The following is a 23943-nucleotide window of genomic DNA, read 5'->3' as shown; positions in this document are numbered from 1 at the left end:
TGTGGTGTTCTGGCCGCTACCCCCGCGGCGGGCGCGGACGCCATGAAACTGGGCGGGTTGTCCACGCCCCTCACCAAACCTGCACTGCACGTGACCTGTGTCATAAAGGGTTATAGTAGTGGTGTGAACCCCCTGATTGCACCCAGTGAACTGCCCTACCAGCTACCCCCGTTCGCCGACATCCGCGCCGAACACTACCTCCCAGCCTTCTACGTCGCACTCGATGACCACGACGCAGAAATCAACGCCATCACCACCAACCCCGCCGAACCCACCTGGGAAAACACCGTCGAGGCCTTAGAAAAATCCGGCGCAGCCCTCACCCGCGTCGAAAACGTCTTCTTCAACCTCCACCTCACCGACGGCACCGACGACTTCGACACCATCGCCGAAGAAATCCTGCCGAAACTATCCGCACACGCCGATAGCATCTACCAAAACACCGCACTTTTCGAACGCATCAAAGCCGTCGAAGCACCCGCCGGTGACGAAGAAGGCGCCCGCCTCAAAGACAAACTCATCCGCACCTTCATCCGCAAAGGCGCCGGCCTCAACGACGAAGACAAAAAAACCCTGTCCGAACTCAACGCCCAACTGGCATCTTTGAGCGAACAATTCGGCAAAAACCTCCGCGAATCCACCGCCGCCCACGCCCTCAGCGTCACCGCCGACGACGTCGACGGATGGACCCCAGCCCGCATCGACGCCGCCGCAGACGCCGCCCGCTCCTACAACCGCGACGGGCTGCTCATCCCCCTGGGCCTGCCCGCCATCCAACCGGACCAAACAACCCTGAACAACCCCGCCACCCGCCGCGCCCTCATGGACGCCTCCCTCGCCCGCGGCGAAGCCAACACCGACGTCGTCCTCAACATCGTCGCCCTGCGGGCGCGCCGGGCGAAGCTGTTGGGCTATGACTCTCATGCCGACTATGTCATCGCGGAGGAAACCGCCCGCACCGTGGATGCTGTCGACCGGCTGCTGCGCGATCTTGCCCCCGCCGCCAGTGCGAACGCCGCCGGCGAGTACAAGCTGCTGGCTGAGGAAGCCGAGTCCGCCCACCAAAAAGTCACCGACGCGGACTGGCCCTATTGGGAAGCCAAGGTGAAAAAGCGCGACTTCGCCCTGGATGAGGCGGAGCTGAAAAACTACTTCCCGCTCAACCAGGTCGTCGAAGACGGTGTCTTTTTTGCCGCCAAACGCCTCTACGGCATTGAGGTGGTGCCCCGCGAGGATCTTGAGGGCTACCACGAGGATGTGCGGGTCTACGAGGTCAAAGAGGCCGATGGGAGCACCATCGGGCTGTTTCTCACCGACTACTACGCCCGCCCCACCAAACGTGGCGGCGCGTGGATGTCCAGCTTCGTCGACCAGTCCGACCTGGTGGGCACCAAGCCGGTCATCGTCAACGTCATGAACCTCACCAAACCGGCCGACGGCAGCCAGCCGCTGCTCAGCTACAGCCAGGTTACCACCGTCTTCCACGAGTTCGGCCACGCCCTGCACGGCCTGCTGTCCAAGGTGCGCTATCCCACCTTTGCCGGCACCAACGTGCCCCGCGACTATGTGGAATTCCCCTCCCAAATCAACGAAAACTGGGCCCTAGACCCGGTGGTGGTGCGCAACTACGCCCGCCACGTCGATACCGGGGAGATCATCGGCCAGGACATGCTCGACGCCATCGAAAAGGCGCAACTTTTCGGCCAGGGCTTTGCCACCAGCGAATACCTCGCGGCGGCAATCATCGACATGGCCTGGCACAAGCTCAGCGAACAACAAGCCCGCGCGGTCACCGACATCGACGAGTTCGAACGCGCAGCCCTGCTTGACGCCGGCCTGGATGTTGAACACCTCCACGCCCGCTACAAGTCCCGCTTCTTCAACCACGTCTTCAGCGGTGGCTACTCCGCCGGCTACTACTCCTACCTGTGGGCAGAAGCCCTCGACGCCGACGGATTCGACTGGTTCACCCAAGAACACGCTGCGGGTGAACAAGAAAACGACGAAGCAGCCCGCGCGGCCGGCCAGCGCTTCCGCGACCTGGTGCTCTCCGCCGGCGGATCCCGCGACTTCGACGAGGCGTTTACCACCCTGCGCGGTCGCGAAAAAGACGTCGCCCCGCTGCTAGCCCGCCGCGGCCTCGGCGGCGCCGTCTAAAGCCCCACCAAAAAACCGCAACGCAAAAGCTCCGCGACCACCCTCTCATCGCGGAGCTTTTCGCATGCCGGGGTGGCAATCACCCACCTGGGGGTAGCACCCTGAAAGCCGCAAGCCCTAAGACGGATACCGTAGAACTGCAGCACCCCGCCGTCGACAGGAATCCCACCATGAAACGAGAACTCATCGCACTGGCACTACTAGGCTGTATGCCCCTGGTGGCGTGCTCCGGCGGAGTTGGCGGCAACGGGGAGAAATCGACCACTGTTGTCACCGTGACCCGCCCGGCAGGGGAAAACCCCACCCCGCAGCCGGATAACCCCACCCCCAACGACGCCCCACCACCGGCCCCCAACGCGACCGCCCCCACGCCAAGCACGCCGCAGGAAACCCCCGACAGCTCCGGGCCGGTGGATTACCAGGTGGGCAATGGCACCTTCGTGTTTGCCGACCACACCGGCACGGTGGTGTGCCGGGGTGGCACCGTGCCCGGCGCCGGCGACTTCCTGTTTTGCCACCACCCGGACTTTTCCCCGTGGACAAACATCCCCGCCAAAAACCTGTGCGGCATCTACCCGGATGAAGCCACCCACACAACCAAGCTCATGCTGGGAGAAAACCGCTTCTGTGCCACCTCAATGCAGGGCAACGGGGCCCTCTTTGACACCGAGTTCACCTCGGCCGAGCAAGTAAAACTGCCCATCGGTGAAAAACTCGACCTTGGCCAAAGTTTTTTCACTGTGACCAGCACAGAGCAAGGACTGGTCTTTGATGCCGCAGCCATCGGCATGACCGTGGGGCCAGAAAAAGTCGACATCATCGACTACAGCGGGTAAACCCAAAGACAAGACAACACGGTGAAAAAGTGCGTGGTTTCTCGGCTGCTTAAGGAGATCTGGGTGAAACAGCCAAGCGTGGCAATCGTTGCGGCAGCAGCCCTGCTCACTGCTGCCTGCCAGCAGCAGGAAGCTGCACCAGCGCACACCGAACACAGCACGACCACCACCGTGGTGACAGTAACCCACAGCCCACCACCACACAGCACGCCGCCACAAGACCCGACTGTGTCGCTGGCGCCCACAACCCAACCACCAGCCAGCACCACCAGTGCGAAAACAGAAGATGCTGTAGCGACCACCACCTCAAGCCCGCGGATACCCACCACCGCAGACCTAGGATACGACGGCGATATCTCCCTGCTGGGCTACGCGGCAGGCGATGACGTCTATGTTGTCGCCGATTCCACAGGGCAGGTGATTTGCCGCATCGGCGCCAAGCCAGGCGCACAATTTCTCACCTGCCACCGCGCCGATGCCACAGCCTGGACCACCATCGACAACGCCCACACCTGCGGCTACTACGAGGACGAAAGTGCCGTCACCCAAATCGGGCAAGACCCAAAAACGGGAAAGTTTTGCGGCTCGCTGCGCCAGGGGATCACCGCCTGGGCTGCCGAAGGCTACGAGCACCCCGAGCAAGTAAAAAAGCTTCCCGTCGGCAAAAGCCTCAACCTGCCTGAAGACACCTTCACCATCACCAGCACCCCCGCCGGAATCAGCATCCACGACCACACAGGCGGCATGACCATCGGCCCGGACACCGTCACCTTCGACGAGCACTAAGCACCCAACCCCGCACCGTCAAAATCCCACCCCGTCACGCCCGAACACTTGCGTGAAGTAGGCTAAAACCCCGTGAGAGACCAATTCATCGCCATCCTCGACGGCATCGCCCAATGGCTCACCGGCCTGCCCCTGGTGTGGCAGACCATCGTCGTAGTCCTCACCGCCATCCCCATGTGCGCAATCCTCGCCATCGTCCTCCTCAGAGCCATCGATGTTGCCGGCGCCCTGACTTATAAATGGTTTAACCCCGGACACACCACCGCCGAACGCGTCCGCCTCATCCCCGCCCGCAAAGTCACCAAGGGGCACAAACCAGCCGCAGAAACCCGCGTTGTCATCAACACCCCGCCGGTCGGGCCGGAAGAACCCACCCAATAGGTGTGCGCAACCTGCAAGCGATAAAGTAGTCTCACTGTCATTTCCCGCCACGCCCGTGGCGGGTGGAACAATGTGTGCACATTCCGTGCAGTCGTAGGAGAAACCAAACCCACCGTGAGTGAGCAACCCAAACGCAACAAGTACCCACAGTCCCGTGTGAAGCTCGCCCTGTACGCGCTGCTCGCACTGGTGATCATCGTGTGGCTCATTCGCACCTTCACCACCGGCTAAAACCCACCAGCCAACCAGCCAGACCCGGCGCCACAAAGCCCCCACCAACAGCCATTAACCCAGGTATCTTGGGATACATGAAAACTCTTCTAAACCTGCTGTGGCTGATCACCGGTGGCATTTGGCTCGCCGCCGGGTACCTGCTCGCCGGGGTGGTGGCCTGCATCTTCATCATCACCATCCCCGCCGGAGTCGCCAGCTTCCGCATGGCCTCCTACGCCCTGTGGCCCTTCGGACGCGAAGTCGTCGAAACCAACAAAGCCGGCACCATGAGCGGGCTGGCCAACATCATCTGGTTCCTCGTCGCAGGCCTCTGGCTCGCCATCGGCCACATCACCACCGCAGCCGCCCAAGCAGTAACCATCATCGGCCTACCGCTAGCCGTAGCCAACCTGAAGATGATCCCCGTCTCCTGCTTCCCCTTCGGCAAGAAAATTATCGACGCTTAAAAAACCAAAAACAACGAAAAACCCAGCACCACCGCTTTGGTGCTGGGTTTTTCACATCCGCCACAAACGCGGCGGATTCTAGCGGTCTAAGACACGACGTCAGCATCTTTGTCCGCAGCGACCGGCACACACGCCTGATCACTATTGGCAAAAGCCTTACGGCCTGTCGGCAACAACCACAACACAATCGTCACCGGCGCCAACAACAACAGCGACTCACCCAACGTCAACACGTCCTGCACCAACGGCAGCAACAGCGGCAGCAAAAACACCGTCGTGCCACCGCCCAAAGAACACAACGCCGCCGCCCGGTTCGGCGACAACTTCGGCAACGCCACCATGTCATCCACCGTGATCGGATACAGCAACGCCGTACCAAAACCAGCAATCAACAAGCCAAAAATCAACTGCGGCAAGCTCACCCCAAGCCCCACAATCAAACCACCCGACAAAGACGCCAGGACGCTCGCCGGGAAAATATAGCGCCACTTAATAAGCACACCAGCGCTCAAACGACCGGCAGCCATACCCAACGGGAACACCGCCCCCAACGTCGCCGCCGTCGAAGTCTGCACACCAATCTCCATCAACCGCGCCACACCCCAGGTGTACAACGCAAACTCAGTCACCAACGACAAAGCCACCCGCACAAGGCAACTAGCCATATAAAACAGCTCCCGCTTCGTGCGGTACTGAATCCGCTCCTTCGTCCGCGTCACCACCGCAGGAGTCGACAAACGCGGCTTAAAACCCTTCCGATTCTTCGGCGCATCGCCCGCCACACCACGCGCCTTGCGCTTGGAAGACTTCAACCCAAACCGCGCACGCACCGCCCGGGTCGACTGCTCATTAAACGACGGATCCTCATGCTTGGCATACAAATCCGGCACGTGCACCGGCGAACCAGCTTGCGCCACCGCAGCACGCGCCAACTCATCATCAGCGACATTCTCCGCGCCACCAAAAGCCCGCACCGACGACACCGTGCCAAAAGCATCCGCTAAATCCTTCGCACGCTTTCGCCCCACCTTGTTATGCAAACGCTCCGCAAAAGCACTCGGCGTATCCACAAAATCAATCGAACGAATCGTCGCCAACACATACACCGCAGGCAGAGCCAACATCAAAGCCGCCCACCGGCCCTGAACATGAGGAAGCGAATCAAAAAACCCATACAACAACGGGGCCGCAATACTCGCCGCCGACGACGCCCCATTAGCCAAAGCAATATCACGCGCACGCCGCGGACCCGCCAACACCGCCGGCACAATCAAAATCACCAACGACGCACCACTGCCCACCAACAGGCCAGAAACAATCACCAACCAAATCCACGGGGCAAAAGCCAAACCCAGCGCACCAAGAATCACCATCGTCGAGGAGGTCTTCAACACCAAACCCGCCGTCGCCCGCATAATCCACGGCGAAATCAACGAATAAACAATCATGCCGATCCCGAGGAAAGAACTCAGAATCGTAAACGTATTAATGCTGGTGCCAAAAGACTGCGCCAACAACACAATCAGCGCGCCAACACCACCAACATGGGCGCCAACAGAAATCTCGGACACAAAAGTCGCCGCAAAAATCTTCGGGCGACGCTTCGTCTTCAACTGCTCAAGAGCAGACAAACGGGCAGCAGAATCTGACTCGCCAAATGGCGTGGAGTGAGTGGGTGTGCTCATAAGAAGTACAACTTGGCCTAGGGGTAGGGGTCAAGGAAAAACCTTCCGCACCTAAGGGTGGGGCGCGGAAAATCAACTACGTGCAACCAAAAACCACAACGATTTTCCGGCCGCAAAAGCAGCTATCAAAAGCCCCGCTGACACTACCAACAACACCGCCACCCACCAGCACTAGGGGGCAGCAAAAGGCAAAAAGAATCCCAGACCAAAACCACCACAACCCCAAACCCCACACACTCCCAAAACACCTCACATCTGCTACCCCGCACAGCGGCCCCAAAAACCGACAAAAACACCCACAACCCCGCAAAAAATGCAGACAACCAAATAATTGCTCCAGTACTGTCAAAATAACCATCCATCACCAACACCCCGAGCGCTCCAGTAGATTGCTGGCACTTCGAAGCGAGCCCTGGGTTCAGTGATACGGTCGTAAAGGCGGCTGCAGGCAATTTACTCATACCTGCGATGCGAGCGTTACAGTGCGGCGTGGATACGCCCTTGGGCGGATCCGCCGACCAGTCGCAATGTGTTTTAGGGGCTTCGACGTATCACTGCTGCTGCGCTGTAGCGGCGAGGTAGCGCTCCATCAGAGCTGCCACGATGTCTTTTTCCTCGATGCCAGGGGCGAAACCGTAGGCCTTTTCCACTGCCACGTCGAGAGCGTTGTGGGCTTTCAAGAGAGCGGGGTACAGGTAGGAATCGTCAGGGTCGTAGAGGTCCGCCAAGGTACAGTCTGTATAAACCTTGCGTGCATCGAGGACCGCTTGCGCAGCGTTGCCGATTTCAACCTTTTGAGCCTCGGTGAGGTTGGGCCAGATGAAAGTGTTGTAGACCATACCACCTGAGTATCGGTAGTCACTCTTGAGTCGCCCCGCCACTGTCCGCATCCACGCGTTATGGACTCGAGAGTGAAGAACACCGAAATGCCACAATTCAGCACCTGGAATGAGGAAAACAGCATCTCCACAGAGAGTGTCGGAGTCGACAAAACCCAAAGGTACGAGTTTTCTTCGCTCTGATGAAGTCTTGGGTACCACGATGGAGGTCCCCTCCGGCATGTTTTCCACGTGGAACCGGGTCGGCCTGTCAGCAATCTTCCGAGTCCCAGCACTCTTGCTATCCTGGCGGTATTGCTGAACAGCCTTGATCCGTTCCTTGCACAAGGGCAGCTTCTTCAGTTCCGCCGGGGTGGCGTCGCCGAGCCAGAGCACCTCGCGCTTCTTGCCCTGCAGGAACTCCTTGGCTCCAAGCCACGGGTGGAAATAGGACTCAGCGCCGGGTTCCTTTGCTAGAAACTCTGCCTTTTCCTCTGGGGTGAACAAGTAGTTCCCACCGTCAATCGGTTTGTTGCCAATTCCAATGGGAGGGACGTGCGAAAGAGGCTTGCTTTGATTCCAGACGAAGCCATCCGCCGCGTCCACTAGGTAGGCGTTCAGGTTATCAAGCTGTTGACGCTCCACGGGGCCATCGGGCCCATCGTGGTGGAACAGGACCTTCGCACGCACAAACTTGCGCTGCTCCGTATCCCAGTACTTCATGCCGCCCTGCTTAGAGAACCCCACAATGACGCAGAAAACGTGAGCCTGGTTGTTGGATTCGTTGGCCCAGCGGAAGGTGTCGTGCGCGAAATCGATCCGGACACCTTTTTGGTACAGCGGGTACCAGACGTTGGCGACCTGTTCGCCTTGGCAAATGGAGTTGGTGGCAACGAAAGCGCACTCGATGGGGAAATCTTGGATGTAGTCAGAGGCTTTTGCGAACCAGCCAGCGACGTAGTCGATGTTGCCGGAGTTTTTGGCGCCGTTGAAGACGGCCTTGATTTCAGCTTTTTGGTCCGCGTTTTGGTTCCGCGCCCCGAGGAAGGGCGGGTTGCCGATGATGTAGTTGCAGTCGCTGGCTTCTACTGCGCGGTTCCAATCAGTGGTGAGTGCGTTGCCCTGGATGATGTGCGCGCTGTCGCGAAGCGGGAGGTCCTTGACGGTGCGTTGGATGATGGTTTCCGCCTCCAAGTTGGATTGCAGCTGGGCGATCCAGAGTGCGGTGTTGGCGACATTGGTGGCGAATTCGTTGATCTCGATACCGACAAACTGGTCGAGGCGAATTTTGAGGAAGGAAGCTTCCTCGCCTAAGTCCGCGAAGTCGAAAGCACCCTGATCTGCGAGAAGGACGGAGAGGATTTTGTTCTCCAGTCGGCGCAAAGAAAGGTAGGTCTCGGTGAGGAAGTTGCCGGAACCGCAGGCGGGGTCGAAGAAGGTGAGCTTGGACAGTCGGTCATGGAAGTTTCGTAGTTCGCGACGGAGAGCGGCTTGGCTCTTGTAACGGGTTAGGATGTCGTCGAGCTCTGCGGTGAGGTTGTCCAGGAACAGTGGATCAATGACCCTGTGGATGTTTTCCGGGCTGGTGTAGTGCATCCCACCACTGGCGCGAGTTTCCGGATTCAGGGTGGACTCGAAGACGCCACCGAAGATGGTTGGAGAAATCTCCGACCAGTCCGTGCGTGCGACCTTGTTGATCAGGAGTTCTTTGATCTCTTCGGTGAATTGGGGGATCTCAGTACGTTCCCGGAACAGACCACCGTTGACATAGGGGAACCGCGCAATCCCTTCTTCAAGGTACGGGTCGCGCTCGTTTTCGGGAGTGTCTAGCGCATCGAAGAGGTCCTGCAGGGTACGCCTCCAGAGGTTAGCCGGGACCCCGGCCAGGTAGTCACTGAATGCGTTGGACCTGAACACACCACCGTCTTCCGCGAAGAGACAGAACACGAGGCGGACACACAGGACGTTGAGCGCGTGCTGGTTGACCAGGAGATCCGGGTCGACGTATTGCTTCCGGAGCAAGTCGTAGAGCTCACCAATGAGCTGGCCGGCCTGCCAAGAAATCTCGAGCTCACGGGCTTGGCGGGACAGCTTCGGATCGATGAGGAAATCCAGCAGATACGCCTGTTTCGGCAACTCATCGAGAACGAAAGAAACGTAATCCTCAGCGGGGTTGACCTTGTTGAGGTCATGGATCCGAAACTCGTGGAAGTTACAGACAATGATGTAGTCGGGCCTGTGGGTATTCGGCAGGGTATCCGCATACCGCTTTGCCTGCTCATAGGGGGTGACGAGGAGGCCTTGGCGGGTTTCTTTCTTATCGAGGTCGACGCCGGAAGACTTTTGCTCAACGATGGTCTTCGAATCGGGGATGTTGGCGTCGATAAAGCCACCCGCGGCAGTGCGCTGCTCAAACAGGCAGCGAGTGGAGACATCTTCCATACCGACGACATCGGTTAAGAGATCCATCCAGAAGGCTTGAGCCTCACCTTTCTCATAGCCTCGCCCGTGCCATTTTTCGACGAAGCGTTCAGCTTGGCGCTTTTTATGTGCTGCGTGTTTCTCAGCCATGGGGACCTTCAACGATCTTTTGTTTCAACGGGAGGATTTACTCGTATTAATGTACCGGCTAACACCCCAGTGCGTCCCGCTTACTTGAGTATGCATCAGCCACCAAATTCAGCCAGGGGTTTCGATCGCCGCCAAATCTCGTTCTGGGAAACTGCTGGCCAGACAATACCCTTCAAATGTTCTACGGGTGCCCATATGTTAATTGGTGCGCCCCGGAATTTTCGGTCCAGTTAACCTGAGTGCCACCTGATACCTCCTGACAGGACAGAAAAGGAACAATCAAGGGCCATCAAGAAATTCAACAAGCACACCCGAGCAGATCGTTACCGAACTCGATAAGCAGACACTCCGGGTGCTGGCCGAGAAATATTTAAATCCCAGTCCGTCGACATGATGCCGTCTGCAAAATCGCATCATCGGATAACGCGATTCGCACTATCTGGTAACGCTCAACAACGGGGGTAATGCATCCACCGCGATGTGGGATCACGCCCGAATCAAAGGCCAAGCCCCCTGCCAAAACGTCCGGCACCCGGTTGAATGACAAGCGGCCGGTGGCGCGGCTTGTGCCACCGGTGACACGTTTGCACACCGCAAAGGACGCTCATCATGGCATCCAACATCAAGCGGCTACTGACCGCCGTCTACGACGGCTCAATGAGCCACAGGCAAATGCAACAAGCATTCCAGTGCTCGCCGCGCACCATCCAAAACTGCAAGCAACTCATCGACGATCACAACCTGACCGCCGACAAGATTGCCGCCCTCAGCGACGCCGAAATCACAGCGCTGCTGCCAGACAAACGCCGCACCCGCACCAACGACAGCTACCTGCCCCCAGACGTCGAAGCCATCCACCGCAAAGCGGCCAAGCACGACAAAACCTTCACCCTGCGCTACGAGTGGGAAACCTACCTCCACCAAGCCGAAAAAGCAGGATGCAAGGCATATAGCTACGCGCAGTTCTGCCGCAAAGTCACCGCATTCGTCGACGTCAACAAACTGACCCAAACCCTCACCCACGCACCAGGGTTTGAACTCCAAGTCGACTGGGCCGGCACGAAAATCCTCTACGGACACCTCGACGATCCTGCAAAAGCCAGCATCTTCGTCGCCAGCCTCCCACACTCCGGCCTGATCTTCGCCACCGCCACGAAAGACGAAAAACTGCCCGCCTGGCTAGACTGCCACCGGCAAGCACTGGAATACATCGGCGGGGTACCTGCCACCGTCACCCCAGACAACACCAGCACCGCCACCTTGATGTGGGCCGCGGACAAACGCCTACGGGTGATCAACCCCAACTACCAAGCGTTCGCCGCCCACTACGGCTTCGGCATTACCCCCGCCAGGCCGCATCGCCCCACCGACAAAGGGCACGTGGAAAACGCCGTCAAAATCGTCACCACACGCATCATCGCCGTCCTGCAACAACAGTGGTTTACCACCCTCGACGACCTCAACACCCGGCTGCGGATTCTAGTCGACGACCTTAACACCACGCCCATGACCAACAACATCAGCAGGGCTGAACTATTCGACGACTTCGAACGCGAAAGCCTTGGCCGGCTACCCGATATCGCCTGGACCAACTGCACCTGGGCGAAAGCCATCGTCGGACACAACTATCACATCCGCTACGACAAGCAGAACTACTCGGTGCCCTACGCACTGGTGGGCAAAACGGTGAAAATCCAAGCCACCGACACCACCATCACCATCTACTGCGAAGGCAGTGAAGTTGCCCGGCACAGCCGTTGCACCGGCCGGCAAGGCAGCTTCACCACCGACATCGCACACATGCCGGATGCTCACCAACAGACTCGCTCCCACTGGTCTAGGAAAAGCCTTATCGGACGTGCACGACGTTTCGGGCCCCACACCGAAGCTGTGATCACACAACTTCTCAATGGTGTCGACCACGAAGCACAGGCGTATCACGCCTGCGACAACATCCTAAAGCTTGGCCGCAACAAAAAGCTGCACAGGCTTGAAGACGTCTGCGCAGACCTCATCGCCACCAACACCCCAGCGTCGTTTACCCGCATCGACGCACTTATGCGACGCACCACCCCACCACCGGCTGCGCGCCCACGCCCCCAGGCTGGCAAAGCCAACCGCCACGGCACCCTCCACCATGGCCTGCGCGGTGCCGACGCCTTCACACTGCCCACCACACAGCCGACGGCAAACACCAACCCCGCCGCCGACCAAGCCAAGGACAACCACGATGACTAGCCCGAACACCGCGTTCCCGGCCATGAGCGATGACGACTACGAGCTGTTTAAACAGTTCCGCATCACCGCCATGGGCGAAGCGATCCGCACCCTTCTGGAAGACCCAGCCACCGCAGGTCTGACCGGATCCCAAATCATCCGCTACGGCCTGCACAGTCTCAAACACCACCGCGACAACGTCCGGCTGGCAAAACGCCGCAAAGCCGCACACCTGGACACCTCGACCGCATGCGTGGAAAACATTCACTACGACTCGAATCGTGACCTGGACAAAGCCACCATCGATGGGCTGGCACAACTGGACTGGGTCCGCCACGGCACCAACGTCATTGTCCAAGCCCCCTGCGGTGTGGGCAAAACCTACATCGTCAAAGCTCTCGGCCTGGCTGCCTGCGAAAACGGCTACGACGTGCGCTACTACACCCACCACGGGCTGATCAGGGCGATCGAAGAAGTCACCGACGACACCGGCGCCTACTACCAGCTCATCGACGACCTCAGCACCGTTGATGTCCTCATCATCGATGACTTCGCGTTGGGCAGCTACGCCGATGCCCACACCCGCGCGATCGCTGACGTGCTCGACCGTCGTGAAAGCTCCGCCACCGTGCTGGCCAGCCAACTGCAGCCACAGGACTGGTACCGCGCGTTCGACAACCCGGGTTTTTCTGAAGCAATCCTCAGCAGGTTGCTTAAGCCCCCGATCGTTGTCGCGATCAACGGCACGGACCGACGCAGGCAATAACCCACCACCCCCATGCATCACCCCCGCATCCACCGGTGAAAGTTCACCGGGTGCGGGGGTGATGCATGTCCGTATGCGGTGTTACCAGATAGTGCGAATCGCGTTACTCCGGCATGCGCCTCTGCACCGTCGTTTACCTGACCCAGGTCAATAAGCTGAAACAGTCTTCAGCGTCATTCATGCGGGTGTCCTACATGAACACTGGCAGGTCGCTATAGTCTGCACCACCCGCTGTCGCCATTGAGATACTGATCCATGAAGAGCTTGTTTTCACCGATATAGCTCGCTTGAATCTTGGAAATTTGATGGCTCTCCAGTAATCCGGCTGTGCTGTGCCCGTCGATCGCGAGGTTGTTAGAAACGATTGTGAGGTCTTTGACTCCGGAATCCTTGACGATTTCGACCAGATCTTGGGGGACCCCGCAGGTTCCAAAACCTCCGATGGCAATTGTCATTCCGTCGCGAAGTGTTTTGCGGAGAGCGTTTGCGGTCTCCGTGTCGTTGTATTTCCCTGCTGGGGAGATGAGAGTGCTCAAAAATATCCTCCTCATTATGTGACTGAGGTCATGTAACCTACGTTACATTTGTACTTTTGAGCAATCAATCAACCTGATGACAAATTTGCAGACGTAATTTTGTGCGTCTGAACAAAAATGAGCCGGTCTGTATGATTCAGGCCTTCATACAGGGCACTGGGCGAGGCAATCCTGCTTATTGCGGTGGGGAATAGAATTTCTGGGGTGGAACTCCAGTTTGTACGGTGGGAAGTCGCCCCTGCCGATCCAGTACCCGCCTTGTTAGCTGATTTGCCGTGTCGACAGGGGATTTACATTATTGAGTTTGCAAACGGTGAGATCTATGTTGGGCAGACTCGAAACATACTCACTCGCTTCGCTACTCACGTTAAGAGAAGCGGGCAGCACGCTCCTTGGGCCGATGCAGTGAAGCTGTCGTTTGCGGCGATGCCGAATGTTGATGGCCTGGCCCTGCGTAAGGCTGAGACGTTCTATATCAAGAAACTCTTGGATGAAGGATTCATTCTTCGCAATCGAGTGGGCAACCCCGCGCATCGCCAACCATGTGCATTGGATGAGGTGCTTAGCTTGGAAGACCTCGATCATTGGGCTGCAGGTGACCTAAATGTTCAGCTTGGAAATGACTGGACCGAAAAAGAACTCTCGCTGGCTCGAGCATCGAAGCGCACGCGTCTTCCACAAATGTTGAAGCTCAGCGGGGCAGAAAAGGATTTTGCGGCGAAGGTCTTAGACGACCTCGCATTGTTTGTCGCCTTCTTTATTCCGAGGCCTGTCACGCAAGAGAAAATGCGCTGGACCCTTACTGATCTGCCGTCCACAGCTGGGGGTCGCATGTGCACTCTCAATGTGGGGCACCTAGAGGTGTATTTCGCCCCGCGTGGTTGGGTCGTCGAACTTGAAGCGGAAGACGGAAATGTTGAGACTCAGCAGCTGTGTGTCTTGAATATGGCGCAAGGAACTATGGATCTTCTGGAAGGGCTTGAGATTCGTTTACCGTTGCAGTTCGGAGGATTGGTGGACTACGGGGGCCATCAGGTTGAGCAGGTTTATCTACCTGCAGGAATCTTGGAGGACGTCTTTGAAGAGCTTCCTGGAATTGCTTATGGCGTCCGGAGTCTCATCATGCAACTAATGAGGAGTAGCACCCGCAGTTTCTTCGCTCGCTACCACAGTGAGCCACTTGCTTCGAGAGCTTTTAAGAGGGCTATGGAAAAGGGATACCTCGATCGAGATTAAGCACCCATGCGAAAAAGCTTGCGCTGTTGACTTCTCAAGGCGGTATGAACAGGGAAGCTTTGTTTCGAAACATGGCAAAAGCTGGTTCCCTTCACTAGTGGAAACCAGCTTTTCCGAAAACTATCTTCCGGTCTGGAAATCGTCCTGGGGCAGAACCTATTAGCGCTGGCTCGCCTTGAGCAGCGCCTGCGCGAGCGGCAGGGAGGTGATGTCCTCAATGAGGATGGGGGACTGGTTGGCGTCAGCCAGGGGCACGCACCAGTTGGGGTAGAGGTCCTTGGTGGTGCCGGGCTGGTTTTGGGCGCGGGTATCACCGACGAGGTCTACCAGTGCGGTGCAGGCCAGCAGGCTGCTGGTGCCCGCCATGAAGCGGTGCAGCGCGGTGAGTAGTTCGTGGATGCTGCCACGCTGGTCGCGGGGCTTGCCGATGAAGGATTCGTGCTCCCCGAAGTAGCCGGCTTCGCGTACCCGGTCGAGGACTTCGTTTTGCCACACCAGGTCGACTTCGTCTTCGTCTTCGACTTTGGTGGTGAATAGGCCTAGCCGGTCGCGCAGGCGGATGTGTTCGCCGTCGAGATAGCCGGCGGTGGGCGGCAGGTCGTGGGTGGTTACGGAGGTCAGTGCCAGTTCGCGGTATTTTTCCTGGCGGCGGGGGCCGCGGATTTCGGGGTCGCCTTCGAACCAGATGATGGAGGTGCCCATCAGGCCGCGGTCGGCGAGGTAGTCCTGGATCCAGGGTTCGAAGGTGCCGAGGTCTTCGCCGATGACGACGGCGCCGGCGCGGTGGGCTTCCAGGCAGAGGATGCCGACCATGGCGTCGTGGTTGTAGCGCACGTAGGTGCCGTCGGTGGGTTTACCGCCGCGGGGGATCCACCACAGGCGGAACAGGCCGAGCACGTGGTCGACGCGGATGCCGCCGGAGTGGCGCAAGACGGTGCGCAGCAGGTCGCGCCAGGGGCGGTAGCCGGCTTCGGCGAGTTTGATGGGGTGCCATGGGGGCTGGGACCAGTCTTGGCCGTGCTGGTTGTAGCCGTCTGGTGGGGCGCCGACGGAGGCGTCGGGGGCGAGGTATTCGGCCATGGTGAACGCGTCGGCGCCGCCGGGGTGGACGCCGACGGCCAGGTCGGCCATGATGCCGATGTCCATGCCGGCATCGGTGGCGGCTTTTTGGGCGGCTTGGAGTTGTTCGTCGCAGAGGAATTGCAGCCAGCAGTAGAAGTCGACGAGTTCTTCCATCTCCGGGTCTTGGGAGTGGGAGGAGGCGTGGTGTTCGAGGTCGCGTTGGGCGCACCAGGTGGCGAATTCTTGCAGGCCTTCACCTTCGGCGACCAGGTATGCCTGGTAGGCGGCCTCGCGGGCGTCGGTGCGCGGCAGGGTGTGCAGTTCGCGCAGGACTTGGAGTTTTGCCTCGTAGATGGGGTCGCGTTCGATGTAGTCGGCCGAGTGGTTGAGGGCGGTGAATTCTTGGGCGAGTTCCTTGACGTCTTCCTGCAGGTTCTTCTCGAGCTGGGTGAGCTCGGGGATGTCTTCGATGTGCAGATAGATGGGGTTGATGAAGCGCCGGGTGGTGGGCAGGTAGGGGGAGTCTTCGCACGGGGGGAAGGGTTCGGCGGCGTGCAGGGGGTTGATCAGGATGAAGTCCTGCTTGTGCTGGCCGAAGATGGTGCCGAGGGTGGCCAGATCGTGGAAGTCGCCCATGCCCCAGGAGGTCTGCGAGCGGGTGGAGTACAGCTGCGCCATGACTCCGGTGCGTTTCTTGGTGGGTTTGTCCAGTGCCCGGGGGGTGACGATGAGGTCGCACACTTCGTCGATGCCGGTGGAGTGCAGGTAGAGGCGGTGCCAGCCCATGGGCAGGTCGGCGGGCAGTTCGAAGGAGGCCTCGCCCCAGGTGATGCCGGCGATGGTGCGCGGCGGTGTCCAGTTGTCGACCTGGGTGGGGGTGACTTCGCCGCCTTCTTCTAGCGCGATGAGAAGTTCGGCGGGTTCGCCGTCGTGGACGTGGATGTGGACGACGTAGGGGTAGCCGTGGGTGGCGACCACGCAGGGCGGCAGTGGTCGGGAGAAGTCAGCGTCGTGTTTTGCCTTGATGGCCTGGGCGGCCGCTTCCTCGTTGTCGTCGACGTTGATGCCGAGTGCGGCGAGCGCGTAGCGGATCGTGTCGTCGGAGACCTCCATGTGTTCGCCGGTGGCGGAGGTGTAGGAGGTGGCGACGCCGTATGCGTCGGCGAGGGCATGTAGCTGACTGTTGTGGCTCACGAGTCAATAGTGTGCCACGTGGGGTCGGTGAAGTGCGATTTTTTTACCCCCATTTTTGCCCACCTATGGGGTTGTGGTGTTGGTGTGCTTGGCTGCGGTGTGTGGGTTGGGTGTGTGGGGTGCTTCAGGTAGATGCGTGGGGGAGATGGGTGGGGTAGGTGTGCGGGGTGCGCGTGTGGGGTAGAGGTGTGGGGTGTGGGCGCGCGTGTGGGTGGGGGCGCTAGGGTGTATGAGGAAAAGATAAACCTGCAAAAGGGTTTTCGCCCCCGGTGCCGGCGCGCTTTGGCGTGTGTGGTGTGCGCGTGTTGCGTGGTGGGGGTGTGAGCAAGATAAGGAATAGGTAAAAACCTCGTGTCGGAAACTATTCAGGAATATGCCACCCCTGCCGCCTATGAGGTGGGTGAAAAGGAAACCTGTCTGACCGCCATGCTGGCGCTGGCGCAGGCGCGTCCCTATGGCGTGATGTTTACCCGGCCTGCGAACTTTGAGTGGGTCAATGTCACCGCTAAGGAGTTCGTGGATGAGGTCTTTGAGGTCGCTAAGGGTCTGATTGCTAACGGGGTGCAGCAGGGCGATCGGGTGGCTTTGCTGTCGGAGACTCGTTATGAGTGGACGCTTTTGGATTTCGCGATTTGGGCTGCTGGTGCTGTGGTGGTGCCGATCTATGGCTCCTCCTCGCTGTCGCAGGTGCAGTGGATCATTGAGGATTCCGGGGCGGTGTTCGCCGTGACGGAGACCCGCGATCACACGGATTTGATGAAGCACCTGGAAATTGGTGCCGATGGCAAACCGGCGTTGTCGGGTTCCCCGTCGCAGCTGCGCCGCATCCTGGAGATCAATGCTTCCGCGATTCCGACCTTGAAGTTTGAGGGCCGGGAGGTGCCGACCAGTGAGGTGCAGGAGCGTATCGCTGCGACGTCTTCCAAGGATTTGGCCACCTTGATTTACACCTCCGGCACCACGGGCCGGCCGAAGGGGTGTCGTTTGACTCACCACAATTGGGTGGCTGAGGTTCGTGCCCTGTTGACCCACCCGATTGGTGCGATTGCGATTCCGGGTACCCGGGTGTTGACGTTTTTGCCGTTGGCGCACGTGTTTAGCCATGCGGTGTCGCTGGCGGTGTGTATTGGTGGTGCGACCCAGTCGCACTGGTCGGATTTTTCCTCCCTGGTGGTGGAGTTCCAGCGCGCGAAGCCGGATTTGATTCTGGGTGTGCCGCGCGTGTTTGAGAAGGTCCGCAATGGGGCGGCTGCGAATGCGCACGAAAAGTCCGGTGTTGCGGGTGCGATGTTTGATGCGGCGGAGAAGGTGGCGCGCGAGTATTCCCGCGCCTTGGACACCCCGGAGGGTCCCAGCCGCGCGTTGAAGCTGAAGCACTCCACTTTTGAGAAGCTGATTTATTCCAAGATCCGGGCGGCGATGGGCGGCCAGGTGCAGTACTGCATTTCTGGTGGTTCGGCGATGAGCCAGGATTTGTTGCACTTCTTCCGGGGCCTGGGGGTGACGGTGTATGAGGGCTATGGCCTGACGGAGACCACCGCGGCGGCCGCGGTGAATTTTGATGACAACATCATCGGCACGGTCGGCCGCCCGGTGGGTGGGGTGGCCGCCCGCATCAACGAGGAAGGGGAGATCCTCCTCAAGGGCGACATTGTTTTCGAGGGTTATTGGAACAACGAGGAGGCCACCGCGGAGTCCTTCGATGATGAGGGCTGGTTCAACACTGGTGATTTGGGGGAGATCCGCGAGTCGGGTCACCTGGTGATCACCGGCCGCAAGAAGGACCTCATCGTCACCGCCGGCGGCAAGAATGTGTCCCCCGGCCCGCTGGAAGACCGTTTGCGCTCCCACCCGTTGATCTCTCAGGCGCTGGTGGTCGGCGACGGTAAGCCGTTTGTGGGCGTGTTGATTGCCCTGGATGAGGAGGCGTTTGAGCGCTGGAAGTCCGGCCGCGGCATCCCGGAGAACAAAACAGTGTCCGATTTGGCGGTCGATCCGGTGTTGCGCGCGGAGATCCAGGACGCGATCAACGACGCGAACTCGACTGTGTCGCATGCGGAGGCGATCAAGAAGTTCTACATTCTCGACCGCGATTTGAAGGAAGAAGAAAACGAGCTGACCCCGACGATGAAGATCAAACGCAACGTCGTGGTGGCCCGCTTTGCCGAGGAAATCCGCTTCCTGTACAAGCGCAAGTAACCACCCGCGTGGTGTTTTCCACACCCCGACGCCTCACCGGCTTATGCCGGCCAGGCGGCGGGGTGTTCGCCTTGTGTGGGCGGGGCAGTGCGTGGCGAAGCAATTGCTTCGCCGCTCGGCGGGGCACGCGCACCACGTTGGAGTAGTGCTTTAAGCTTTGCAAGCGTCTGGCACAGACACCACCGGCCACCCCGCCGATAGCCCACCGCCGCATCCACCGCGAATGCGCCGGTCGCAGGGGTTGCTTGGGTGGTGTATTGAGGTGCCACGCGATGAGCATGTCGTTTTCCCACACCCCGCAAAGGAGCAGGCCCATGAGTCATCCTCACGCCAGCCTGCACCTCACCGGGGCGAAAGCCCGCCACCGCGAACTGACCCAAGCCGTCTACGACATCGGCGACGAAGTCGCCGAATACATCGAACACCTCGCCCAAGCAGCCGGCGACTGGGATGTCGAACTCGTCGAAGACTGCCTCGAAGAATTCGAAGACATCGTCGAGGAAGCCCGCACGGACGCCCGCACCGTTATTGCGGAACTATTCGGGGTGCGCAAAGCACTGACCAGCGGGCTGCACTCCGGGGCCCTGTCTGTTGGCCCCCAAGCCCCCGAAGCCATCCCCGCACCCCCACCGCCAGTCACCGCCGTCAGCCTCGTCAACGAGTTTCCCCTCGGGCGCACCGTCGCCGTCGAAATCCTGCAAGACGCCCTGGATGCGCGCACCGACAAAGTCCTAGACTTCCTCGACCACATCGCCGAATGGGTCATCGCCACCGCCGGGGCCGTCGCCGTCGACACCGACAGCGAAAACCTGCCCCTGTGCCTGAGCAAAACCCAACGCCTAGTCGTCGACGCCACCAACGCCTGGCTCCACTCCGTCGCCGCCCGCGACCGCTCCTACGCGCGCGCCAAACGCGGCAGCAACCCCCCGCGCTTCTTGTTCGAACGCGCCCAAACCGACCAAGTCGTCGCCCGCGTCAAAGCCAAACTCGCCGCCCACCACCGCGACTAACCCACCACCACGCCCCACCACCGCGCCCCACCTACGCACACCATTAGCAGCCACGCGGGCACCTGTGACACCATGACAACACCATGAGCCCCACACACCAGCACCCGCAGACCCACACTCCCTTCGGCCTGTACCTCCACGTGCCATTTTGTGCCTCCCGGTGCGGGTACTGCGACTTCAACACCTACACCCCCGGCGAACTCGGCTCCAGGCTCGGGCCCGACAGCTACCTCACAGCAGCTCGCAGAGAAATCGCCCTCGCCGCCCAAGAAACCACCCGTGTGCTCGGCCACCTGCCGACAGTCGACACCATCTTCATCGGCGGCGGCACCCCGTCCATGATCGGTGCCCAAGGTCTTAGCACCCTCATCGATAGTGTGCGCGAGCACTTCGAACTCGCCCCCGGCGCAGAAATCACCACCGAATCCAACCCCGAATCCACCAGCCCGGAATTCTTCTCACACCTGCTCGACGCGGGCTTTAGCCGCATCTCCCTTGGCATGCAATCCGCCGCCGCACACGTGCTCAAAGTCCTCGAACGCCGCCACACCCCCGGCCGCGCCGCAGCCGCCGCCCAAGAAGCACACACCGCCGGCTTTAACCACATCAACCTCGACATCATCTACGGCACCCCCGGCGAAGACGACGCCGACTTAGAGCTGACCCTCGACACCATCTTGAACACCCCCGTCGACCACGTCAGCGCCTACTCCCTCATCGTCGAAGACGGCACCGCCATGGCCCGAAAAGTCGCCAAAGGCCAACTACCCGCCCCCGACGAAGACATCCTCGCCCACCGCTACACCCTCATCGACCACGCACTACGCGGCGCAGGAATGGAGTGGTACGAAGTCTCCAACTGGGCACACCCCGGCGGCGAATGCCGCCACAACCTCGGCTACTGGCGCGGCGGCAACTGGTGGGGCATCGGCCCCGGCGCCCACTCCCACCTTGATGGCCGCCGCTTCTACAACGTCAAACACCCCGGCCGCTACACCGACATGCTCACCCAAGGACACCTGCCCATCCAAGAGCACGAAACCCTCGACACAGCCGCCCGCCACACCGAAGACATCATGCTGCGCCTGCGACTGCGCGAAGGCATCGAAGAACACCACATCAAACCCCAAGCAGCCCCCATCATCGACCGCCACATCTCCGGCGGACTCATCCACCGCACCCAAGATCACGGCACCACCCGACTCGCCCTGACCGACAAAGGACGACTGCTGGCCGACGGCATCATCACCGACATCCTCGCCGCCGAAGACTAGCCCCCACACCACCAGCAAACGCTGTACTACACTCTTTTCACAGCCACACCGCGCCACACACCAGGCGCGAAAAACAGCAACAACCAACAGCAACGCGGCGTCGAAAGGTGGGTGCCAACGTCATGACCAACGCAACACAGCAACGACGACAAGCCGTACTCACCGCCATCGTCGCCGACTACATCTCCACCAACCAACCCGTCGGCTCCAAAGCACTGGTCCAACGCCACCAACTCGGCGTGTCCCCAGCCACCATCCGCAACGACATGGCCGCCCTAGAAGCCGACGGCTACATCAAACAACAACACGCCTCCTCCGGGCGCATCCCCACCACCAAGGCCTACCGCGCCTTCGTCGACCAAGTCCACACCGTCAAACCACTCAGCGCCGCCGAAAAACAAGCCATCCTGCGCTTCCTCGAAGACGGCGTCGACCTCGAAGACGTCCTGCGCCGCAGCGTGCAACTACTGTCCGGACTCACCGGCACCGCCGCTGTTGTCCAAATGCCCACCCTGGCCACCAGCCACGTTCGGCACGTCGAAGTCGTCCAACTCACCCCCAACCGCCTCCTGCTGGTCGTCATCACCGACACCGGGCGCGTCGACCAACGCAACATCGAACTCAGCCACGACGTCACCGCGCACACCGTCAGCCGCATCCGCGACGAACTGAACAAAGCCCTCGTCGGCCGCACCCTTCCCAACGCCGCCCACAACCTCGACGCCGTCATCAACGCCGCCAGCGGATGGGACCACGCCCACCGTGACAGCGTCGCCCGCTGCGTCACCGTGCTCCGCGCCACCCTGGTCGAAAACCCCGCCGACAAACTCATTGTCGCCGGCGCCGCCAACACCCTCCAGATCGACCAACAAGTACTGGCAGCCCTCGAAGAACAAGTCGTCCTACTCAAACTGCTCTCCGCCGCCACCGCGCCCGGACAAGTACACGTCAGCATCGGCCAAGAAAACGCCGACGAACACTTCAAAAAAGCCTCCGTCATCGCCACCGGCTACGGCCCAGCCCAAGAAGACACCTCGCTCGGGGCCATGGCCGTCGTCGGGCCCACCGCCATGGACTACGTCGGCACCATGAGCAAAGTCCACGCCGTCGCCACCTACGTCAGCCGCGTGCTCGCCGGGGAATAACCACCCCAAAACCCCAGCCCCACCAGGGCGCACCACCGGCGGGGAACAACACGACCCCCACGCGCGTTGAGTCGGGTGCAATCAACTTTGGGGCACCCCGCGCGCCAAGCGCGAGAACCCCATCAACTAAACTGCAGCAACAGTTTTACACAACTTCTCACCAACCCCTCCCGCAGCCCACGCAGGACTGGGGAAACGCAGCAGGAGGCAGCGAAACAACGTGGCACGCGATTACTACGGCATCTTGGGTCTAGACAAGGACGCAACCGACAACGAGATCAAGAAGGCCTACCGCAAGCTGGCGCGCAAATACCACCCCGATGTCAACGACACCGAGGAAGCCGCCGAAATGTTCCGCGAAATATCCATCGCCCAAGAAGTCCTCACCGACCCCCAAAAGCGACGCATCGTCGACATGGGCGGCGACCCCATGGAACAAGGCGGTGGCATGCCCGGCGGCGCCGGCGGCTTCGGGGGCGGCTTCGGCGACATCTTCGACGCCTTCTTCGGCGGCGGCGGATCCCGCGGCCCACGCTCCCGCGTCCAACCCGGCAGCGACGCCCTCCTGCGCACCTCCATCACCCTGGAAGAGGCCTACCGCGGCGCCCAACACACCGTCACCGTCGACACCGCCGTACTGTGCGACACCTGCCAAGGATCCGGCTCCGAAACCGGCGCCAAGCCCGTGACCTGCGGCACCTGCAACGGCATGGGTGAAATCCAAGAAGTCCAACGCAGCTTCCTCGGCAACGTCATGACCACCCGCGCCTGCCACCAATGCCAAGGCACCGGCGAAATCATCACCGACCCCTGCACCACCTGCCACGGCGACGGCCGCAAAAAAGCCCGCCGCGACCTCACCGTCAACATCCCCGCCGGCATCGACACCGGCATGCGCATCCGCATGGCCGGACAAGGCGAAGTCGGCCCCGGCGGCGGCCCCGCCGGCGACCTCTACGTCGAAGTCACCGTCACCGGCCACCACATCTTCACCCGCGACCACGACGACCTCCACGTCACCGTCCGCGTCCCCATGGTCGAAGCCGCCCTCGGCTCCAGCATCGACATCACCGGACTCGACGAAAAAACCCACACCGTCACCATCCCCGCCGGCGCACAACCCGGCGGCACCGCACACCTGGAAGCCGCCGGCATGCCCCGCCTGCGCCGCGAAGGCCACGGCGACATGATCGTCCACTTCCAAGTCGACGTGCCCACCGAACTCGACGGACAATCCCGCAAACTGCTCGAAAAAGTCCGCCACCACCGCGGCGACCAAGCAAGCGTAGAAACCCACGACGAAGAACACCGCGGCTTCTTCGGGCGCTTCAAAAACCGCAAGCGCCGCTAGTCGCCCCCAAGGCCCACAGCAACACCCTGTGGGCCTTTG

17 protein-coding genes are annotated in these 23943 nt (G+C 60.3%); 13 read left to right on the top strand and 4 right to left on the bottom strand.

Going from position 1 to position 23943, the window contains the following annotated elements:
- Nucleotides 1–123: 123 nt before the first annotated feature.
- The 5 genes from CAQU_RS08900 (at nt 124) to CAQU_RS08880 (ending at nt 4840) form a co-directional block, all read left to right on the top strand.
- The gene (locus CAQU_RS08900; RefSeq protein WP_075727028.1) at nt 124–2157 is read left to right on the top strand and encodes a M3 family metallopeptidase; all 2034 of its coding nucleotides are present in this window, start codon (nt 124–126) and stop codon (nt 2155–2157) included.
- A 170-nt stretch (nt 2158–2327) separates the two neighbouring features.
- Nucleotides 2328–2993, top strand: coding sequence for a hypothetical protein (locus tag CAQU_RS08895; RefSeq protein ID WP_075727026.1), 666 nt, complete (start codon nt 2328–2330; stop codon nt 2991–2993).
- Between the two features lie 63 nt (nt 2994–3056).
- Nucleotides 3057–3779: a hypothetical protein gene (locus CAQU_RS08890; protein ID WP_075727024.1), complete on the top strand. Its 723-nt coding sequence runs from the start codon at nt 3057–3059 to the stop codon at nt 3777–3779.
- 72 nt (nt 3780–3851) lie between these two features.
- The gene (locus tag CAQU_RS08885; protein ID WP_075727022.1) at nt 3852–4160 is read left to right on the top strand and encodes a hypothetical protein; all 309 of its coding nucleotides are present in this window, start codon (nt 3852–3854) and stop codon (nt 4158–4160) included.
- A 308-nt stretch (nt 4161–4468) separates the two neighbouring features.
- Entirely contained in the window at nt 4469–4840 is a 372-nt protein-coding gene (locus tag CAQU_RS08880; protein ID WP_075727020.1) for a YccF domain-containing protein, read from the top strand.
- 86 nt (nt 4841–4926) lie between these two features.
- On the opposite strand, the gene CAQU_RS08875 is transcribed toward CAQU_RS08880, so the two are convergent.
- Complete coding sequence (locus tag CAQU_RS08875) at nt 4927–6525, bottom strand: MFS transporter (RefSeq protein WP_075727018.1); 1599 nt, start codon at nt 6523–6525, stop codon at nt 4927–4929.
- Between the two features lie 551 nt (nt 6526–7076).
- A complete protein-coding gene (locus CAQU_RS08870; protein ID WP_075727016.1) occupies nt 7077–9914 on the bottom strand; it encodes a DNA methyltransferase in 2838 nt (945 codons plus the stop codon).
- Between the two features lie 609 nt (nt 9915–10523).
- Here CAQU_RS08870 and istA point away from each other — a divergent pair.
- Nucleotides 10524–12152, top strand: coding sequence for an IS21 family transposase (gene istA / locus CAQU_RS08865; protein ID WP_075727014.1), 1629 nt, complete (start codon nt 10524–10526; stop codon nt 12150–12152).
- The gene (locus tag CAQU_RS08860) at nt 12145–12897 is read left to right on the top strand and encodes an ATP-binding protein (protein ID WP_075727012.1); all 753 of its coding nucleotides are present in this window, start codon (nt 12145–12147) and stop codon (nt 12895–12897) included. Before istA ends, CAQU_RS08860 begins: the two co-directional genes overlap by 8 nt.
- A gap of 212 nt (nt 12898–13109) precedes the next feature.
- Here the strand turns inward: CAQU_RS08860 and CAQU_RS08855 are convergent, their stop codons facing one another.
- Nucleotides 13110–13433 carry a CoA-transferase gene (locus CAQU_RS08855; protein WP_245797241.1) on the bottom strand — a complete coding sequence of 108 codons (324 nt, stop codon included), beginning with the start codon at nt 13431–13433 and terminating at the stop codon, nt 13110–13112.
- Nucleotides 13434–13637: 204 nt separating this feature from the next.
- Between CAQU_RS08855 and CAQU_RS08850 the strand changes: the two genes are divergently transcribed.
- Complete coding sequence (locus CAQU_RS08850; protein WP_075727008.1) at nt 13638–14669, top strand: GIY-YIG nuclease family protein; 1032 nt, start codon at nt 13638–13640, stop codon at nt 14667–14669.
- Nucleotides 14670–14828: 159 nt separating this feature from the next.
- On the opposite strand, the gene malQ is transcribed toward CAQU_RS08850, so the two are convergent.
- Entirely contained in the window at nt 14829–16925 is a 2097-nt protein-coding gene (malQ, locus tag CAQU_RS08845; protein ID WP_075727006.1) for a 4-alpha-glucanotransferase, read from the bottom strand.
- A gap of 426 nt (nt 16926–17351) precedes the next feature.
- Between malQ and CAQU_RS08840 the strand changes: the two genes are divergently transcribed.
- From CAQU_RS08840 to dnaJ, 5 genes are all read left to right on the top strand, one after another.
- Nucleotides 17352–19124 (top strand): AMP-dependent synthetase/ligase, encoded by a 1773-nt coding sequence (locus tag CAQU_RS08840; RefSeq protein ID WP_157109052.1) that lies wholly within the window; start codon nt 17352–17354, stop codon nt 19122–19124.
- 314 nt (nt 19125–19438) lie between these two features.
- Complete coding sequence (locus CAQU_RS08835) at nt 19439–20134, top strand: hypothetical protein (protein ID WP_075727004.1); 696 nt, start codon at nt 19439–19441, stop codon at nt 20132–20134.
- 83 nt (nt 20135–20217) lie between these two features.
- A complete protein-coding gene (gene hemW / locus CAQU_RS08830) occupies nt 20218–21408 on the top strand; it encodes a radical SAM family heme chaperone HemW (RefSeq protein WP_075727002.1) in 1191 nt (396 codons plus the stop codon).
- Nucleotides 21409–21530: 122 nt separating this feature from the next.
- Nucleotides 21531–22553 carry a heat-inducible transcriptional repressor HrcA gene (gene hrcA / locus CAQU_RS08825; RefSeq protein ID WP_075726998.1) on the top strand — a complete coding sequence of 341 codons (1023 nt, stop codon included), beginning with the start codon at nt 21531–21533 and terminating at the stop codon, nt 22551–22553.
- A 220-nt stretch (nt 22554–22773) separates the two neighbouring features.
- Entirely contained in the window at nt 22774–23904 is a 1131-nt protein-coding gene (dnaJ, locus tag CAQU_RS08820) for a molecular chaperone DnaJ (protein ID WP_075726996.1), read from the top strand.
- The last annotated feature ends 39 nt before the right edge of the window (nt 23905–23943 follow it).

It is taken from the genome of Corynebacterium aquilae DSM 44791 (assembly GCF_001941445.1).
In the GTDB taxonomy this organism is placed as follows: Bacteria; Actinomycetota; Actinomycetes; order Mycobacteriales; family Mycobacteriaceae; genus Corynebacterium; species Corynebacterium aquilae.
This window is presented reverse-complemented; position numbering and strand designations above follow the sequence as displayed.

Bases quoted from the DNA above. Each gene is read 5' to 3' on its own strand.
- CAQU_RS08895 (WP_075727026.1), top strand. From the start codon at position 2,328: ATGAAACGAGAACTCATCGCACTGGCACTACTAGGCTGTATGCCCCTG.
- hrcA (WP_075726998.1), top strand. From the start codon at position 21,531: ATGACCAACGCAACACAGCAACGACGACAAGCCGTACTCACCGCCATC.
- CAQU_RS08860 (WP_075727012.1), top strand. From the start codon at position 12,145: ATGACTAGCCCGAACACCGCGTTCCCGGCCATGAGCGATGACGACTAC.
- CAQU_RS08835 (WP_075727004.1), top strand. From the start codon at position 19,439: ATGAGTCATCCTCACGCCAGCCTGCACCTCACCGGGGCGAAAGCCCGC.
- istA (WP_075727014.1), top strand. From the start codon at position 10,524: ATGGCATCCAACATCAAGCGGCTACTGACCGCCGTCTACGACGGCTCA.
- CAQU_RS08870 (WP_075727016.1), bottom strand. From the start codon at position 9,914: ATGGCTGAGAAACACGCAGCACATAAAAAGCGCCAAGCTGAACGCTTC.
- CAQU_RS08840 (WP_157109052.1), top strand. From the start codon at position 17,352: ATGCTGGCGCTGGCGCAGGCGCGTCCCTATGGCGTGATGTTTACCCGG.
- CAQU_RS08875 (WP_075727018.1), bottom strand. From the start codon at position 6,525: ATGAGCACACCCACTCACTCCACGCCATTTGGCGAGTCAGATTCTGCT.
- CAQU_RS08880 (WP_075727020.1), top strand. From the start codon at position 4,469: ATGAAAACTCTTCTAAACCTGCTGTGGCTGATCACCGGTGGCATTTGG.
- hemW (WP_075727002.1), top strand. From the start codon at position 20,218: ATGAGCCCCACACACCAGCACCCGCAGACCCACACTCCCTTCGGCCTG.